The following is a 15485-nucleotide window of genomic DNA, read 5'->3' on the forward strand; positions in this document are numbered from 1 at the left end:
CCTGCTATGCACACGCCGCGGTCTGTCAGGTACACCGCGGCGAAGCTATCGCAGGCAAGCCAGCTCCCACATTAGATTTGCGCCGATTCAGGTTGTGTATTCCACATTCGTCCTGCGCCCATAACACGCTTTCGGAGTTCCCCCATGACGGCCCATGCCGACCTTTCGCCGACCCTTCAACTCGCTATCGACCTGATCCGTCGCCCCTCCGTGACGCCGATCGACGCCGATTGCCAGAAGCTGATGATGCAGCGCCTGGGCGACGCCGGCTTTGCGCTGGAGCCGATGCGTATCGAAGATGTGGACAACTTCTGGGCCACCCACGGCAAGCACGACGGCCCGGTGCTGTGCTTTGCCGGCCACACCGACGTGGTGCCGACCGGCCCGGTGGGCGCCTGGCAGAACGACCCGTTCGACGCGCTGATCGACGAAAACGGCATGCTCTGCGGCCGTGGCGCGGCAGACATGAAAGGCAGCCTGGCCGCGATGCTGGTGGCCTCCGAGCGTTTTGTCAGCGACTACCCGGACCACAGAGGCTCGGTCGCCTTCCTGATCACCAGCGATGAAGAAGGCCCGGCGCACCACGGCACCAAAGCCGTGATCGAACGCCTGGCTGCACGCAAGGAACGCCTGGACTGGTGCATCGTCGGCGAACCGTCGAGCACCACGCTGGTGGGCGATGTGGTCAAGAACGGCCGTCGTGGCTCCCTCGGCGCCACCCTGACCGTGCGCGGCGTGCAAGGCCACGTGGCGTACCCGCACCTGGCGAAGAACCCGATCCACCTCGCCGCACCGGCCTTGGCTGAATTGGCCGCCGAGCACTGGGACGACGGCAACGCCTTCTTCCCGCCGACCAGCTTCCAGATTTCCAACCTCAACTCCGGCACCGGCGCCACCAACGTGATCCCCGGTGACCTGACGGCGGTGTTCAACTTCCGCTTCTCCACCGAGTCCACCGTCGAAGGCCTGCAACAGCGCGTTGCGGCGATTCTCGACAAGCATGGCCTGGACTGGCACGTGGAGTGGGCGCTGTCGGGCCTGCCGTTCCTCACCGAGCCCGGCGCGTTGCTGGATGCGGTGTCGGCCAGCATCAAGGCGATCACCGGTCGCGAAACCAAAGCCTCCACCAGCGGCGGTACGTCCGATGGACGCTTCATTGCCACCCTCGGCACTCAGGTCGTGGAACTGGGCCCGGTCAACGCGACAATCCATCAGGTCAACGAGCGCATTCTGGCCAGCGACCTCGATGTGCTGACCGAAATCTATTACCAGACCCTGATCAAGTTGCTCGCCTGATGCTCGCCTGCCCCATTTGCAGCGCACCGCTCCACGCGGTGGACAATGGCGTGGCGTGCCCGGCCGGGCACCGTTTCGACCGCGCGCGCCAGGGTTACCTGAACCTGTTGCCGGTGCAGCACAAAAACAGCCGCGACCCGGGCGATAACCTCGCCATGGTCGAGGCACGCCGCGACTTCCTCAACGCCGGGCATTACGCGCCGGTGGCCAAGCGCCTGGCTGAACTGGCCGCTGAACGTGCGCCGCAGCGTTGGGTGGACATCGGTTGTGGCGAGGGTTACTACACCGCGCAAATCGCCGAGGCCCTGCCCCATGCTGACGGCTACGCGCTGGACATTTCCAAGGAAGCGGTCAAACGTGCGTGCAAGCGCAACCCGGCGCTGACCTGGTTGATTGCCAGCATGGCTCGCGTGCCGCTGGCCTCAGGCAGTTGCCAATTCCTCGCCAGCGTTTTCAGCCCATTGGATTGGCAAGAGGCCAAGCGTCTGCTCAGCCCTGGCGGCGGTCTGATGAAAGTCGGCCCGACGGCCGGCCACCTGATGGAACTGCGCGAACGCCTGTACGACGAAGTGCGCGAGTACACCGACGACAAACATCTGGCCCTGGTGCCGGATGGCATGAGCCTGGCGCACAGCGAAACCCTGGAATTCACCTTGAGCCTGGTCGAGCCCAACGACCGTGCCAACCTGCTGGCGATGACACCGCACGGCTGGCGCGCGAGTGCCGAGCGCCGCGCCGAGGTGATCGAGGCCGCCGAGCCGCTGCAGGTCACGGTGTCGATGCGCTACGATTATTTCGTGCTTCAATAACCGACTTTTAAGCATCCGCGAATGGATTTTCGAATCCCGCAACGAGGAACATCCATGCGCCAACCTGATATCGAGATTTACCTGAAGGACGCCGACGTCGACCACAAAGCCATCGCCGCCTGGCTGGGCGCCGCGCTGGGCCCGTGCACCGACTGGGTTCAGAAGGGCCAGACCTACAAGTGCAAGGCCGGCAATGTGCCGGTCACCTGGCTGCCAAAAGCGGTAGGCAAATGGAACAGTCTGTACCTGGAAAGTGACCAGACCCCGTGGGAAGACGACATCGCCTGCGCCCGCGCTGCGTTTGCTGCGCTGAACGTCGAAGTGCGTTGCGCACCGGGCACGTGGGTTGAGGAAGAAGGTGAGGAAAGTGCCGACACCTGGATTCGTATCAGCGCAGACGGTGAAGAGCAGATCACCTGGAAAACGGCCTGAACCTGAAGTGTGAACCCAATCAAAATGTGGGAGCGGGCTTGCTCGCGAAAGCAGTGGGTCAGTCGCCTTTATTTTGACTGACACACCGCCTTCGCGAGCAAGCCCGCTCCCACAGGGGTTCAGCTGTGTGGCAAAAACTCAGGTTACAACCCCACCACATCCTCCGCCTGCAACCCCTTCTCGCCGGTCACCACGGCGTATTCCACCTGCTGGCCCTCGGCCAGTGAGCGGTGGCCGTCACCGCGAATGGCGCGGTAGTGCACAAACACATCCTTGCCGTCCTCGCGTTGAATAAAGCCGTAGCCCTTCGCATCGTTGAACCACTTCACATTGCCGGTTTCGCGCGTTGCCATCAGTTTTGCTCCCACATGCTTTTTATTGTTGAGTCAGTCGCATTGAACTGCCGAGTATAAGACAGGCTCAAAAACGTTCAACTCAAGTTTACATCGCTGCTTTTTTGCCGATTTTCGGCGAATACGGCACACTACCCGCCCGAGCGCCTGCTCGGTTTTTTCCACTTGAAGCAGCACGCCTATGACCCGCTCTCCGTTCCGCCGTCTGGTGTTTGGCACCTTGCGCCGACTGTTGTACCTCTGGGTTCGCTCGGAGACGATCAACCAGTCGTCCCTAACCCTTAACCTCGACCGCAGCCGGCCGGTGTTTTACGTCCTGCAATCGCCCTCCCTCACCGAATTGGCCGTGGTCGATACCGAGTGCACCAAGGCCGGCTTGCCGCGCCCGGTGCTGCCGGTCTCGGTAGGCCCGCAGATCGAACCCGCCGCGTTCTTCTACCTCACGCCCGAACCGGATTGGCTCGGCCGTCAGGACAAGCGCGGCGCACCGCCGACCCTGACCCGGCTGGTCAACACCCTGACCGAACACGCCGAAGAGAATGCACAAATCATTCCGGTCAGCGTGTTCTGGGGCCAATCGCCCGAGAGCGAGTCCAGCCCGTGGAAACTGCTGTTTGCCGACAGCTGGGCCGTCACCGGGCGCCTGCGCCGTTTGCTGAGCATCCTGATCCTGGGTCGCAAGACCCGCGTGCAATTCTCCGCGCCTATTAATCTGCGTGAATTGATCGAGCACAATAAAGGTCACGAACGCACCGTGCGCATGGCCCAGCGCATCCTGCGGGTGCACTTCCGTAACCTGAAGACCGCCGTGATCGGCCCCGACCTGTCGCACCGGCGCAACCTGGTCAAAGGCCTGGTGAACATGCCGTTGGTGCGCCAAGCCATCAGCGAAGAGGCCGAACGCGAGAAAATCTCCCCGGAAAAAGCCAAGGCCCAAGCCTTGCGCTACGGCAACGAGATCGCTTCGGACTACACCTACACCGCGATTCGCTTCCTGGAAGTGGTGCTCAGTTGGTTCTGGAACAAGATCTACGACGGCATCAAGGTCAACAACATCGAAGGTGTGCAAAAGGTTGCCCAGGGTTACGAGGTGATCTACGTACCGTGTCACCGCAGCCATATCGACTACTTGCTGCTGTCCTACCTGCTGTTCAAAAACGGCCTGACCCCGCCGCACATCGCCGCCGGTATCAACCTGAACATGCCGGTGATCGGCAGCCTGCTGCGCCGTGGCGGTGCGTTTTTCATGCGCCGCACCTTCAAGGGCAACCCGCTGTACACCTCGGTGTTCAACGAATACCTGCACACCTTGTTCACCAAGGGCTTTCCGGTGGAGTACTTCGTCGAAGGCGGACGCTCGCGCACCGGGCGCATGCTGCAACCGAAGACCGGGATGCTGGCGATTACCCTGCGCAGCTTTTTGCGCTCCTCACGCATGCCGATCGTCTTCGTGCCGGTGTACATCGGCTATGAACGCGTGCTGGAAGGCCGCACCTACCTCGGCGAGCTGCGCGGCGCGAGCAAGAAAAAAGAGTCGATCTTCGATATTTTCAAGGTGGTCGGCGCGCTCAAGCAGCGCTTTGGCCAAGTCGCGGTCAACTTTGGCGAGCCGATCAAACTGGCCGAGTTCCTCGACGCCGAGCAACCCGACTGGCGCGCCCAGGAACTGGGCCCGAACTACAAACCGGCGTGGCTCAACGAAACCACCAACCGCCTTGGCGAGCAGGTGGCCCGCCATTTGAACGAAGCCGCCGCGGTCAACCCGGTGAACCTGGTGGCCTTGGCGTTGCTTTCCACCACCCGCCTGGCCCTGGATGAACAGGCCATGGCGCGCCAGTTGGACCTGTACCTGGCGCTGCTGCGCCGCGTGCCCTACTCACCGCACACCACCTTGCCGGAAGGTGATGGCCTGGCGCTGATCAAGCACGTCAAGGACATGGACCTGCTGTCGGAGCAGAGCGACGCCCTGGGTAAGATTTTGTACCTGGACGAGCAAAATGCCGTCCTGATGACCTACTACCGCAACAACGTGCTGCACATCTTCGCCCTGCCGGCGTTGCTGGCGAGTTTCTTCCAGAGCAGCTCGCGCATGAGCCGCGAACAAATCCTGCGCTACACCCGTGCGCTGTACCCGTACCTGCAATCGGAGCTGTTTATCCGCTGGTCGTTGGATGAGCTGGACGCGGTGGTCGACCACTGGCTGGAGGCGTTTGTCGAACAAGGCCTGCTGCGCTTCGAGAATGAGGTGTACCTGCGCCCGGCACCGAGCTCGCGGCATTTTGTGCTGCTGACGCTGCTGTCCAAGAGCATCGCCCAGACCCTGCAACGCTTCTACATGGCGATCTCGCTGCTGCTCAACAGCGGCCAGAACACCATCAGCGCCGAAGAGCTGGAAGACCTGTGCACGATCATGGCTCAGCGCCTGTCGATCCTGCATGGCCTCAATGCCCCGGAGTTCTTCGACAAGAGCCTTTTCCGACATTTTATCCAGACGTTGCTCGAGCAAGATGTGCTGCGTCGCGATGAGGCCGGCAAGTTGAGTTATCACGACCTGCTCGGTGAGTTGGCCGAAGGTGCAGCCAAACGCGTGCTGCCCGCCGATATTCGTTTGTCGATCCGCCAAGTGGCGTTGCATCGCGTCGATGGCGCAGCCGAAACGCCGACCGAACCCGAGCCGGTAAACGCTGAAGAAAGCCGCTAGAGTGAACGAGGCGTCGGGCGGTTTCCGGCGCCGTTGAAAAGGAGCTGTACCATGAAAAAGATCATCCTCCTGGGCCTGACCGCCCTGCTCGGAGCCTGCCAATCCATGACCCCCAAGGCCAGCCTCGACGGCGAAGTGTTCTACCTGCAACGCATCGCGCTGCCGCCCGCCGCCACCTTGAGCGTCAGCCTGCAGGACGTGTCCTTGATGGACGCTCCGGCCGTGACCCTCGCCGAGCAGAAAGGCCCGGTCAAAGGCCAGGTGCCGCTGCCGTTTCACCTGAGCTACGACCCGGCCCAGATCAAGCCGGGGCACACGTACTCGGTCAGCGCTCGCATCGAGCTCGATGGCAAGCTACTGTTTATCACCACCGAGCGGCACGCCGTGCAACTCAACGGCCAAGACCCACAACCCCTGCGTCTGCGGGTTGATGCGGTCGCACACTGATTATTCCCAGCTTAAAAAAGGAAGCGCCCATGCTCCGTAATTCTCTTCGCCTCACTGCCCTGTGCGCCGGCCTGCTGCTTGGCGCCAACGCCATGGCGGTGTCACTTGGCAGCCTGTCCCAGGGCGACGCCAGCGGCGGCCTCAAGGATGCACTGACCCAAGGCGCACAGATCGCCGTGAAACAACTGGGCGCACCCGGTGGCTTCAGCAACAACCCGCAAGTGAAAATCGGCCTGCCCGGCAAACTCGGCAAAGTCGCCGACAAGCTGAAAATGTTCGGCATGGGTGATCAGGTCACGCAGCTCGAAACCAGCATGAACAAAGCGGCAGAAACCGCCGTGACCCAGGCTCAGCCGATTCTGGTCAATGCGGTGAAGAACATGAGCGTGACCGACGCCAAGGGCATCCTCACCGGTGGCCAGGACTCGGCCACTCAATACCTGAACAAAAGCAGCCGCGAAGAGATTCGTGCCAAGTTCCTGCCGATCGTCAAGGCCGCCACCGACAAGGTCGGCGTCGCCCAGCAATACAACGCCCTGGCCGGCAAGGCCGCAGCATTCGGCGCGGTTGATGCCAAAAGTGCCAACGTCGAAAGCTACGTGACCGAACAGGCGCTGGACGGCCTGTTCAAGATGATCGCGCAGCAGGAAGAAACCATCCGCAAGAACCCCGCCGCGGCTGCCACCAGCCTGGCGAAGAAGGTATTCGGCGCGCTGTAACCGCTCGCAGTAAACCTTCGACACCTGCGCCAAGGCCGCTGTTCACGGGCCTTGGCGCCGTTGTTTCAGCCCTGGATAACCGCCTGCGCCAACCGCCCAAGCATGAGCGTGGCAAAACAACAAATCGCCACGGATGCCGCGCGGTTGATCTTCAGTGGCGTGAGCCACGTCTTCTGAACCCCTTCAAAGCGGCTGCCCAGCACGATCCAGGCAGACCCCACCGGCACCACCACCAATGCCAGCGTGGCCATGAACCCGGCATAGCCTTGCAACGATGCAAATGCGCTGATCGGGGCGATGAACGAAACGATCAACAGGCCTTTGGGATTCATCACAGTGAGCCAGAAAAAATACAGGCCAGAGAAGCGGTCACGGATCGAATCGATGGCGCTGTGTTTGCGTTGCCACAGCTTGAATGAGACATACAGCAGGTAGCAGCCCGCCGCCAGTTGCGTGGTTTTCAACGCCCACGGCGAATGCGCCGCCAGATACAGCCACGCCACGCCCCACACCGAGACCTGCAACAGGTACGCCAGGCACTCGACCAGCGCCAGCGTCCACGACGCCCGGTACCCGAACAACACTCCGGCACGAAACAACAGGGTGTTGGTCGGGCCAGGGGCAAGCAGCAACAACATTAAGGCTGAAACAGTGGCCAGCATGATTACGCGACGTCCTTCCTCACTCGGAACCACGCAGCATACAGGGCCGGCAGGAACAACAGGGTCAACGCCGTCGCCACAATCAACCCGCCCATGATCGCCACGGCCATTGGCCCGAAGAACACGCTGCGTGACAGTGGAATCATCGCCAACACCGCCGCGAGCGCCGTCAGCACAATCGGGCGGAAGCGTCGCACGGTCGCTTCAATGATCGCTTGCCAGGGTGTCAGGCCAGCCTTGATGTCTTGCTCGATCTGATCAACCAGGATCACCGAGTTGCGCATGATCATGCCGGACAAGGCGATGGTCCCGAGCATGGCGACAAACCCGAATGGCTGGCGGAACACCAGCAGAAACAAGGTCACGCCGATAAGGCCCAGCGGTGCCGTCAGAAACACCATCGCAGTGCGTGAGAAGCTGCGCAGTTGCAGCATCAGCAAGGTCAGGACCACCACGATAAACAGCGGTACCCCGGCCTTGACCGAATTCTGGCCACGCGCGGAGTCTTCAACGGTGCCGCCAACCTCCAGCAAGTAACCTTCCGGCAGTTCGGCGCGCACACCTTCAAGGGTCGGCAGGATCTGCTGGACCAGGGTCGCCGGTTGTTCCTTGCCATAGATGTCGGCGCGCACAGTCACCGTCGGCAGGCGGTTACGGTGCCAGATAATGCCCTCTTCGAAGCCATATTCGAGGGTGGCTATCTGCGACAGCGCAACGCTTTTGCCGTTGTCGGTCGGCACGGCCAGGCTTGGCAACAACGCCAACTCGGTGCGCTCGTGCACGGTGCCGCGCAGGAGGATTTCGATCAGCTCGTTGTCCTCGCGGTACTGGCTGACGCTTGCACCGGTCAGCGAACTCTGCAGGAATTTCGACACGTTGGCGGTGCTTACACCAAGGGCGCGGGCCCGGTCCTGATCGATATTGAGGTAGACGATTTTGCTCGGCTCTTCCCAGTCCAGGTGCACGTTGACCACGTGGGTATTTTCACGAACCTTGGCCGCCACTTTGCGGGCCAGGGCACGGACCTCTTCGATGTGTTCGCCAGTCACGCGAAACTGCACCGGGTAACCCACCGGCGGACCGTTCTCCAGGCGTGTGACCCGCGAACGCAGTTCGGGGAATTGCTCGTCGAGGGTTTCGATCAGCCAGGTGCGCAGGCTTTCACGCTCTTCGATGGTCTTGGCCAGCACCACAAATTGCGCAAAGCTGGCGGCCGGCAATTGCTGGTCCAGCGGCAGGTAGAAGCGCGGCGAACCGGTGCCGACATAGGCCACATAGTTGTCGATGCCAGCGTGTTCCTTGAGCAGCGCCTCCAGGCGTTTGACCTGCTCGGCGGTGTTGCTCAGGGAAGCTCCTTCAGCCAGCTTGAGATCGACCATCAACTCCAGGCGGCCAGAGGCCGGGAAGAACTGTTGCGGCACAAAGCGGAACAGCGCGACCGAGCCGATAAACAACAGCAACGTCAGCACGATCACGGTTTTACGCCGACGCACACACCATTCAACCAAACGTCGTACACGCTGATAGAACGGCGTGCCGTAGGGATCGGGCCCATCGGTGCCGTGCTTGGCAGCATGAATTTTCGCCAGGTCCGGCAGGAGTTTTTCCCCCAGGTACGGCACAAACACCACGGCGGCCACCCATGAGGCCAGCAGTGCGATGGTCACGACCTGGAAAATCGAGCGGGTGTATTCACCGGTGCTCGATTGCGCGGTGGCAATCGGCAGAAACCCTGCAGCGGTGATCAACGTACCGGTGAGCATCGGGAACGCAGTGCTGGTCCAGGCGAAGCTCGCGGCCTTGAGCCGGTCGTAGCCCTGCTCCATTTTGATCGCCATCATTTCCACGGCGATGATCGCGTCGTCGACCAGCAGGCCCAGGGCCAGGACCAATGCGCCGAGGGAAATCTTGTGCAAGCCGATGCCCAGGTAATACATGGTGGCAAAGGTCATCGCCAACACCAGCGGAATCGCCAGGGCCACCACCATGCCGGTGCGCACACCGAGGGAGAAGAAGCTCACCAGCAACACGATCGCCAGTGCTTCGGCGAGTACCTGGACGAATTCGCCGACGCTGGTTTTCACCGCGGCCGGTTGGTCCGACACCTTGCGCAGCTCCATGCCTGCCGGAAGGTTCTTCTGCAGGCGTGCGAATTCACCTTCGAGGGCCTTGCCCAATACCAGGATGTCGCCGCCGTCACGCATGGCCACGGCCAGCCCGATGGCGTCCGCGCCCATGTAGCGCATGCGCGGTGCCGGTGGGTCATTGAAACCCCGGTGGATATCGGCCACATCGCCAATGCGAAAGGTGCGGTCACCGACGCGAATCGGGAAATTGCGGATCTCCTCCACCGTCTTGAAGTTGCCGGACACACGCAACTGCACACGCTCGGTCGGGGTTTCGAAGAAGCCGGCGGTAGAGACGGCGTTCTGCTCCTGCAACGCCTGCTGCACGGCGGCCAGTGGCAGGCCGAGGGTGGCGAGCTTGAGGTTGGATAATTCAATCCAGATTTTTTCGTCCTGCAGGCCGAGCAGTTCGACCTTGCCCACATCCGGCACACGTTGCAGTTGAATCTGGATGCGGTCGGCGTAGTCCTTGAGCACGGCGTAGTCGAAACCGTCACCGGTCAACGCGTAGATATTGCCGAAGGTGGTGCCGAATTCATCGTTGAAAAACGGCCCCTGAATATCCGGCGGCAAGGTCTGGCGAATGTCGCTGATCTTTTTGCGCACCTGGTACCACAAGTCCGGAATCTGCGCCGAGTGCATCGCGTCGCGCGCTATAAAAGTGACTTGGGATTCACCGGGGCGCGAGAAAGAAACGATGCGCTCATAGTCGCCGGTCTCCATGAGCTTTTTCTCGATACGCTCGGTGACTTGGCGCGAGACTTCCTGGGCCGTGGCTCCAGGCCAGTTGGTCTTGATCACCATGGCCTTGAAGGTAAACGGCGGGTCCTCGCTTTGCCCCAGCTTGGTGTAGGACAGCGTACCGACGACCGCCAGCAGGATCATCAGGAACAGTACGATCTGGCGATTACGCAACGCCCATTCGGAAAGATTGAAACCCATCGGGGACTACTCCTTGTTGGCCGCCAGATTCACCACGCGGTTGGAGCGATCCACCGGGCGCACCTGCTGGCCCTCATGGAGCACATGCACGCCGGCCGCAATCACCCAGTCGGTGGGGGCCAGGCCTTCCAGTACCGGCACGGTTTTTTCACCAAAGGCGCCGATCCGCACCGGCGTGCGCTTGACCGTGTTGTCTGGTTGCACCAACCAGACGTAGGACGCGCCATTCTCTGCACTCAGCGCTGACAGCGGCACCGCCAGCGCAATTACGCCGTCAGCCTGTATGAATACGCGGGCACTCTGGCCCAGTTCGGCCGGGACTTTGCCGCCAGTGAAGGCAACGCGGGCGGCAAAGGTGCGCGATTTTGGATCGGCAGCGGGCGACAGTTCACGGATACGCCCGGCAAAACGTTGGTCGGGCTGGCTCCACAATTCAACCGACACCGGCTGGCCGATCTTGAACCGGCCGAAACCTTGCTCCGGCAGGCTGATCAGCACTTCGCGCTCGCCATCGGTGGCCAGCGTGAAGACGGTTTGGCCGGCAGACACCACTTGGCCAACTTCCACCGCGCGCTTGGCGACCACACCGTCCTGGGGGGCGCGCAGCACGGCGTAACCGGCCTGATTGCTGGACACGTCGAACTCGGCCTTGATCTGCTTGAGGCGTGCTTCACCGGATCGGTAGAGGTTTTCGGAATTGTCGTACTGAGAACGGCTGACCATCTGACGGTCCATCAGGGTCTTGTAGCGATCTCGCTCGGCGCGCACCAGGCTCAGGTTGGCTTCGGCGGCGGCCACTTGGGCGCGCGTGGCTTCCAGTTGCAGGCGTACGTCCTGCGGATCGAGTTCGGCCAGCGGTTGGTTGGCCTTGACCCGCTCGCCCTCCTCCACCAGGCGCTTACTGACTTTGCCGCCAATGCGAAAGGCCAGGTCCGGCTCATAACGGGCACGTACCTCGCCTGGAAAGCTGTCCATCGCCTGCGCCGAGGGCTGCGGTTGCACCACCATGGCTGGACGGGGGGTGGTTTGGGCCGCTTCTTCATGGCCGCAGGCGGCCAACAGGAAGATCAGGCTGACAGGCAACGCAAGGGGCAGGAAAGTGCTGCGCATGCTGAAGGACCTTTCGCAAATGGAGCTTGGAATAATTATACTGGCCGGTATGTTATTAATACCAAACTCACCAGTCCAGTATTAAAGGTGAAAATGTCCGACAATCCCGTAAACACCAATAGCCCCGGGCGTCCCAAGGACATGGCAAAACGCCAGGCAATCCTCGACGCGGCGAAAAATCTGTTTTTGAGCAATGGCTACGCCAGCACCAGCATGGATGCCGTGGCAATGGAGGCCGGCGTGTCGAAACTGACGGTCTACAGCCACTTCACCGACAAAGAGACGCTGTTCACCGCCGCCGTCGTGGCCAAATGCGAAGAGCAGTTGCCGGTGATGTATTTCGAGCTGCCCGCCGGCATGCCGGTGGACACCGTGCTGCTGAACATCGCACGGGGCTTTCATCGGCTGATCAACAGCGAGGAGTCGGTAAACCTGCATCGCCTGATGATGACCACCGGCAATCAGGACGTGAAACTCTCACAGATCTTCTTTGAAGCCGGGCCGATGCGCATGCTGCAGGGCATGGAGCGCCTGCTCAGCCGCATCCACCAGAGCGGCACCCTGAGCATCGACAAACCGTTTACGGCGGCCGAGCACTTCTTTTGCCTGCTCAAGGGCACGGCGAATTTCTGCTTGCTGTATGGCTGCGGCGGGCAACTGAGCGAAGAAGCCGCCGAGGCGCATGTGCAGGAGGTGGTGGGGTTGTTTATGCGGGCTTATCGGCCCTGAGCCTTGTAGCGCCTTGAAAGACCTCTTCGCGAGCAAGCCCGCTCCCACCTTGGAATGCATGCCAAATGTGGGAGCGGGCTGGCTCGCGAAGAGGCCCGGCAAACCAATGAAAATTTAGGGCTTGAGCGCTTTCTTGGGATAAATGTCATACCGGCTCGACTTGCCATCCAGCGCATGGCTAGGCTTTGGCCCTTCAATGCACGGCGCCTTGCGGGGACGCTTGACCACCACGCGGTGACTGGCCAATGCCAACGCCGCGGCGAGTAAAGCCGGCGCATCCGGATCATCGCCCACCAACGGCCGGAACAGGCGCATTTCCTTCTTCACCAGCGCGGTTTTCTCACGGTGAGGGAACATCGGGTCCAGGTAGATCACCTGCGGCGGCTCACCTTCCCAATTGCGCATCACGTCGATGGAGTTGCCCTTGAGCAACTTCATGCGCGCCACAATCGGCGCCACTTCAAAGTCATCCGCGCCACGGGCCAGGCCGTCTTCGAGCAAGGCGCCGATCAGCGGCTGGCGCTCGATCAGGCTCATCTCGCAACCCAGGCTGGCCAGCACGAACGCGTCCTTGCCCAGCCCCGCCGTGGCATCCAGCACGCGTGGGCGCACGCCTTGAGCGATGCCCACAGCCTTGGCGATCATCTGCCCGCTGCCACCGCCGTAGAGACGCCGGTGCGCCGCGCCACCTTCGACAAAATCCACGCGCACCGGCCCCGGCGCATCAGGCCCGAGCTGTTGCAGTTGCAAGCCGTGCTCGCCCACTTGCAGGGCAAAATCCGCCTCCTCCAGCTGCACAGGCAGGCCGAGCTGCGACGCCCACTGCTCGGCACGCGCCTGAAAACCTTCGGCCAAAGCCTCGACCCGAATGCGGCTGGCCGCTGGTTGTTCGCTCATCAATCGCTACGCTCAAAAATATTAAGGATCGGCAAACAGCGGCCGATAAAAACAACAGTCAGGTATTTTGCCAGAGCTGAGCGTCGACCGAGAAAAATGTCAGACATTCTTCCCCTAACCATCGGTGTACTGCCGACCCACAACCACTACGGCCTGCGCAATACTCAAGCGCTGGCCGGGGTGAGTCATGTGTGGCAGGACTTCTTCGCCCGGGCGCTGGCCGAGCAGCTCGGCGACACGCCGGACGCGCGCGCCGCCAAGGCATCGGCTCCCAGAGACCCGGCGGTAGAACCCAGCGAAGGCGCCGACCTGCTGTCGCAGATCCTCACCCAGCGTGAATGCGAGGTGAAAGACACCGAGATCGCCCCGCCAGAACCGCTGTTCCTGCCGATCGCCGAATTCGAAACCGAGTTATTGCCGCCACCCGCTACGCCGTTCCCGGCGCAAGAAATCGTTGCCCAACAGCGCCAGCAGAACTTCGAAAGTGGCTGGGTACGCCCGCTCGTGCTGAGTGCCGGCCAGCCGCTGCCTGAGCCTGGCCCGGCGCCGGAACCCCAGCCGCTGCACCTGCCCATCGCCGAGTTCGAACTGGACTTGCTGCCGCCGCCCGCCGCGCCTTATCCAATGGAAGAGCTGGTGGCGCAACAGAAAGCGCTCGACTTTGACTCCCACTGGGCACGCCCATTGATCCTCAACAACCTGCGCCTGGCCGCCTGACGCTCAGCGACACACTCCCCACCGCCCCATGTCCAGATGGAAATGGTTGCGATGAGCAGCGTTGTAGTCCGGGCTCAACACCACATTGAAATCATCGCAGGCGCCATCGCGCACCTGGCGCAAAAACCGCGCGCTGTCGCCCGTCCCCGGCCAATCCTTGAGCACATTGATGCTGCGCCCATCTGCCAGGCGAAAGCCGGCGATATCCAGGGCATTGGCCGAGGCGTGCTGACTGAGCCGCCCCTCTGCACGGTTATACAGGTTGCGACAGGCGAAGCTGCCCAAGTGATCGACCCGCGTCACCGCCTGGCCAAACACCGCCTGCGCCGCAGGTTGCAGGCTGTGGCGTTCGAACAGGGCAAAGGCCACCGCCAGTGGGCAACTGGCCAGAAAGCTGCTGCTCAGGGCCACGTCAGCGCCTTGTACGCGCAAGACATTGCGCAACGGGCACGCGGCATCAGCCGGGCTGTCAGCCTGATGGCTGACGCGCAAGCCCGAGGTTTTCAGCACCTGATCGCACAGCGCTGGATCATCCTGCAGGCGGCCGAGCTTGAAGCGCGTGAGCAGGTTCGGCTTGGCACGCACGTCCAGCGGCGCCCAGGGGTTCCACTCGGCAGGCAACGGCACCCAGCCACGCCACACGCCCACTGCAAACACACCCGCCAGCAACAGCAGCGCACCGCTCACGTTGAGAAAACGCACGGCTCAGGCCTTGAAGAATTGGTTGGCCTGGCTGAATGGCATCTTGCGCTCGGTGAAGGTAAAGGTGCCCAACTGGTAGACCTCCTGCGCGGCGCGATAGAACTCGCCATACGCCGCCAGCGCCATGGCCGAGCCGACACTGATGCGGCGCACGCCCATCTCGCTCAACTGCGCAACGCTGAGGTTCAAGCCACCGGACATCAACACATTCACCGGTTTGGGCGCGACCGCCCTGACCACCGCCAACACGTCCTCGGCACTGCGCAGCGCCGGCGCATAGAGCACGTCGGCACCCGCCTCGGCATAGGCCTGCAGGCGGCGAATGGTGTCAGGCAAATCCAGGCGACCATGCAGGAGGTTTTCGGCGCGGGCCGTCAGGGTGAACGCAAATGGCAGGCTACGGGCAGCCGCAACCGCCGCTTCGACGCGCTCAACAGACAAATCAAAAGGATAGATCGGGTCGACGGCAATGCCTGTGGCGTCTTCGATGGAGCCACCGACGATGCCCGTGGCGGCCGCGCGCAGGATGGTCTGGGCGCAGCCTTCGGGGGTATCGCTGAAACCGTTTTCCAGATCGGCCGCCACCGGCAGTGCAGTCGCCCGAACGATGGCTGACGCATTGCCCAGCGTGTCCTCCAGCGACAACGCACCTTCCGCATCCGGCCGCCCCAGGCTGAATGCGTAACCCGCGCTGGTGGTGGCCAGGGCTTCAAAACCCAGGCTGGCGAGCATGATGGCCGAGCCGGCATCCCACGGGTTGGGCATCACGAACGCGCGGTCACGCTCGTGCAAGGCTTTGAAGGTTTCGGCGCGAAGGGTTTGGGCATCCATGTCTGACTCCTG

At 62.0% G+C, this 15485-nt stretch carries 15 protein-coding genes; 8 read left to right on the forward strand and 7 right to left on the reverse strand.

All coding sequences use genetic code 11. The features are described from left to right. The first annotated feature begins 144 nt into the window (after window positions 1-144). The 3 genes from dapE to AC19YS_RS24850 are packed head-to-tail and all read left to right on the forward strand — an operon-like array spanning window position 145 to window position 2537. Window positions 145-1296 (forward strand): succinyl-diaminopimelate desuccinylase, encoded by a 1152-nt coding sequence (gene dapE, locus AC19YS_RS24840; protein ID WP_119738734.1) that lies wholly within the window; start codon window positions 145-147, stop codon window positions 1294-1296. Next, a complete protein-coding gene (locus AC19YS_RS24845) occupies window positions 1296-2105 on the forward strand; it encodes a putative RNA methyltransferase (protein WP_448209692.1) in 810 nt (269 codons plus the stop codon). The genes dapE and AC19YS_RS24845 overlap by 1 nt, the downstream gene beginning before the upstream one ends. Before the next feature lie 54 nt (window positions 2106-2159). Beyond that, complete coding sequence (locus AC19YS_RS24850) at window positions 2160-2537, forward strand: hypothetical protein (RefSeq protein WP_106577181.1); 378 nt, start codon at window positions 2160-2162, stop codon at window positions 2535-2537. Window positions 2538-2680: 143 nt separating this feature from the next. Here AC19YS_RS24850 and AC19YS_RS24855 read toward each other — a convergent pair whose 3' ends face one another. Then, the gene (locus tag AC19YS_RS24855) at window positions 2681-2890 is read right to left on the reverse strand and encodes a cold-shock protein (RefSeq protein ID WP_032891681.1); all 210 of its coding nucleotides are present in this window, start codon (window positions 2888-2890) and stop codon (window positions 2681-2683) included. A gap of 181 nt (window positions 2891-3071) precedes the next feature. On the opposite strand from AC19YS_RS24855, the gene plsB reads away from it, so the two are divergent. From plsB to AC19YS_RS24870, 3 genes are read left to right on the forward strand one after another with little or no spacing between them, the layout of a single operon-like run. Further along, a complete protein-coding gene (gene plsB / locus AC19YS_RS24860; protein WP_106577182.1) occupies window positions 3072-5591 on the forward strand; it encodes a glycerol-3-phosphate 1-O-acyltransferase PlsB in 2520 nt (839 codons plus the stop codon). A gap of 51 nt (window positions 5592-5642) precedes the next feature. Continuing rightward, complete coding sequence (locus AC19YS_RS24865; RefSeq protein ID WP_106577183.1) at window positions 5643-6038, forward strand: YbaY family lipoprotein; 396 nt, start codon at window positions 5643-5645, stop codon at window positions 6036-6038. Window positions 6039-6067: 29 nt separating this feature from the next. Then, the gene (locus AC19YS_RS24870; protein ID WP_119738730.1) at window positions 6068-6757 is read left to right on the forward strand and encodes a DUF4197 domain-containing protein; all 690 of its coding nucleotides are present in this window, start codon (window positions 6068-6070) and stop codon (window positions 6755-6757) included. Window positions 6758-6822: 65 nt separating this feature from the next. Here AC19YS_RS24870 and AC19YS_RS24875 read toward each other — a convergent pair whose 3' ends face one another. The 3 genes from AC19YS_RS24875 to AC19YS_RS24885 are packed head-to-tail and all read right to left on the reverse strand — an operon-like array spanning window position 6823 to window position 11597. Continuing rightward, window positions 6823-7419: a LysE family translocator gene (locus AC19YS_RS24875; RefSeq protein WP_119738728.1), complete on the reverse strand. Its 597-nt coding sequence runs from the start codon at window positions 7417-7419 to the stop codon at window positions 6823-6825. A 2-nt stretch (window positions 7420-7421) separates the two neighbouring features. Next, entirely contained in the window at window positions 7422-10487 is a 3066-nt protein-coding gene (locus tag AC19YS_RS24880; RefSeq protein ID WP_200623517.1) for an efflux RND transporter permease subunit, read from the reverse strand. Window positions 10488-10493: 6 nt separating this feature from the next. Next, a complete protein-coding gene (locus AC19YS_RS24885; protein ID WP_119738723.1) occupies window positions 10494-11597 on the reverse strand; it encodes an efflux RND transporter periplasmic adaptor subunit in 1104 nt (367 codons plus the stop codon). A 93-nt stretch (window positions 11598-11690) separates the two neighbouring features. Here AC19YS_RS24885 and AC19YS_RS24890 point away from each other — a divergent pair, with 93 nt between their 5' ends. Further along, a complete protein-coding gene (locus AC19YS_RS24890; RefSeq protein WP_448198802.1) occupies window positions 11691-12326 on the forward strand; it encodes a TetR/AcrR family transcriptional regulator in 636 nt (211 codons plus the stop codon). A gap of 114 nt (window positions 12327-12440) precedes the next feature. Here the strand turns inward: AC19YS_RS24890 and AC19YS_RS24895 are convergent, their stop codons facing one another. Continuing rightward, a complete protein-coding gene (locus tag AC19YS_RS24895; RefSeq protein ID WP_179606661.1) occupies window positions 12441-13223 on the reverse strand; it encodes a class I SAM-dependent methyltransferase in 783 nt (260 codons plus the stop codon). A 96-nt stretch (window positions 13224-13319) separates the two neighbouring features. On the opposite strand from AC19YS_RS24895, the gene AC19YS_RS24900 reads away from it, so the two are divergent. Beyond that, complete coding sequence (locus AC19YS_RS24900; RefSeq protein WP_106577190.1) at window positions 13320-13940, forward strand: energy transducer TonB; 621 nt, start codon at window positions 13320-13322, stop codon at window positions 13938-13940. 3 nt (window positions 13941-13943) lie between these two features. On the opposite strand, the gene AC19YS_RS24905 is transcribed toward AC19YS_RS24900, so the two are convergent. Further along, entirely contained in the window at window positions 13944-14642 is a 699-nt protein-coding gene (locus AC19YS_RS24905) for an extensin-like domain-containing protein (protein WP_106577191.1), read from the reverse strand. A gap of 3 nt (window positions 14643-14645) precedes the next feature. After that, entirely contained in the window at window positions 14646-15473 is an 828-nt protein-coding gene (locus AC19YS_RS24910; protein WP_500602829.1) for an isocitrate lyase/PEP mutase family protein, read from the reverse strand. Window positions 15474-15485 lie beyond the last annotated feature (12 nt).

This window comes from Pseudomonas sp. MF08831, from assembly GCF_059862645.1.

Excerpts from the sequence above, each read along its gene's own strand:
- dapE (WP_119738734.1), top strand. The coding sequence starts at position 145 with ATGACGGCCCATGCCGACCTTTCGCCGACCCTTCAACTCGCTATCGAC.
- AC19YS_RS24845 (WP_448209692.1), top strand. The coding sequence starts at position 1,296 with ATGCTCGCCTGCCCCATTTGCAGCGCACCGCTCCACGCGGTGGACAAT.
- AC19YS_RS24850 (WP_106577181.1), top strand. The coding sequence starts at position 2,160 with ATGCGCCAACCTGATATCGAGATTTACCTGAAGGACGCCGACGTCGAC.
- AC19YS_RS24855 (WP_032891681.1), bottom strand. The coding sequence starts at position 2,890 with ATGGCAACGCGCGAAACCGGCAATGTGAAGTGGTTCAACGATGCGAAG.
- plsB (WP_106577182.1), top strand. The coding sequence starts at position 3,072 with ATGACCCGCTCTCCGTTCCGCCGTCTGGTGTTTGGCACCTTGCGCCGA.
- AC19YS_RS24865 (WP_106577183.1), top strand. The coding sequence starts at position 5,643 with ATGAAAAAGATCATCCTCCTGGGCCTGACCGCCCTGCTCGGAGCCTGC.
- AC19YS_RS24870 (WP_119738730.1), top strand. The coding sequence starts at position 6,068 with ATGCTCCGTAATTCTCTTCGCCTCACTGCCCTGTGCGCCGGCCTGCTG.
- AC19YS_RS24875 (WP_119738728.1), bottom strand. The coding sequence starts at position 7,419 with ATGCTGGCCACTGTTTCAGCCTTAATGTTGTTGCTGCTTGCCCCTGGC.
- AC19YS_RS24880 (WP_200623517.1), bottom strand. The coding sequence starts at position 10,487 with ATGGGTTTCAATCTTTCCGAATGGGCGTTGCGTAATCGCCAGATCGTA.
- AC19YS_RS24885 (WP_119738723.1), bottom strand. The coding sequence starts at position 11,597 with ATGCGCAGCACTTTCCTGCCCCTTGCGTTGCCTGTCAGCCTGATCTTC.
- AC19YS_RS24890 (WP_448198802.1), top strand. The coding sequence starts at position 11,691 with ATGTCCGACAATCCCGTAAACACCAATAGCCCCGGGCGTCCCAAGGAC.
- AC19YS_RS24895 (WP_179606661.1), bottom strand. The coding sequence starts at position 13,223 with ATGAGCGAACAACCAGCGGCCAGCCGCATTCGGGTCGAGGCTTTGGCC.
- AC19YS_RS24900 (WP_106577190.1), top strand. The coding sequence starts at position 13,320 with ATGTCAGACATTCTTCCCCTAACCATCGGTGTACTGCCGACCCACAAC.
- AC19YS_RS24910 (WP_500602829.1), bottom strand. The coding sequence starts at position 15,473 with ATGGATGCCCAAACCCTTCGCGCCGAAACCTTCAAAGCCTTGCACGAG.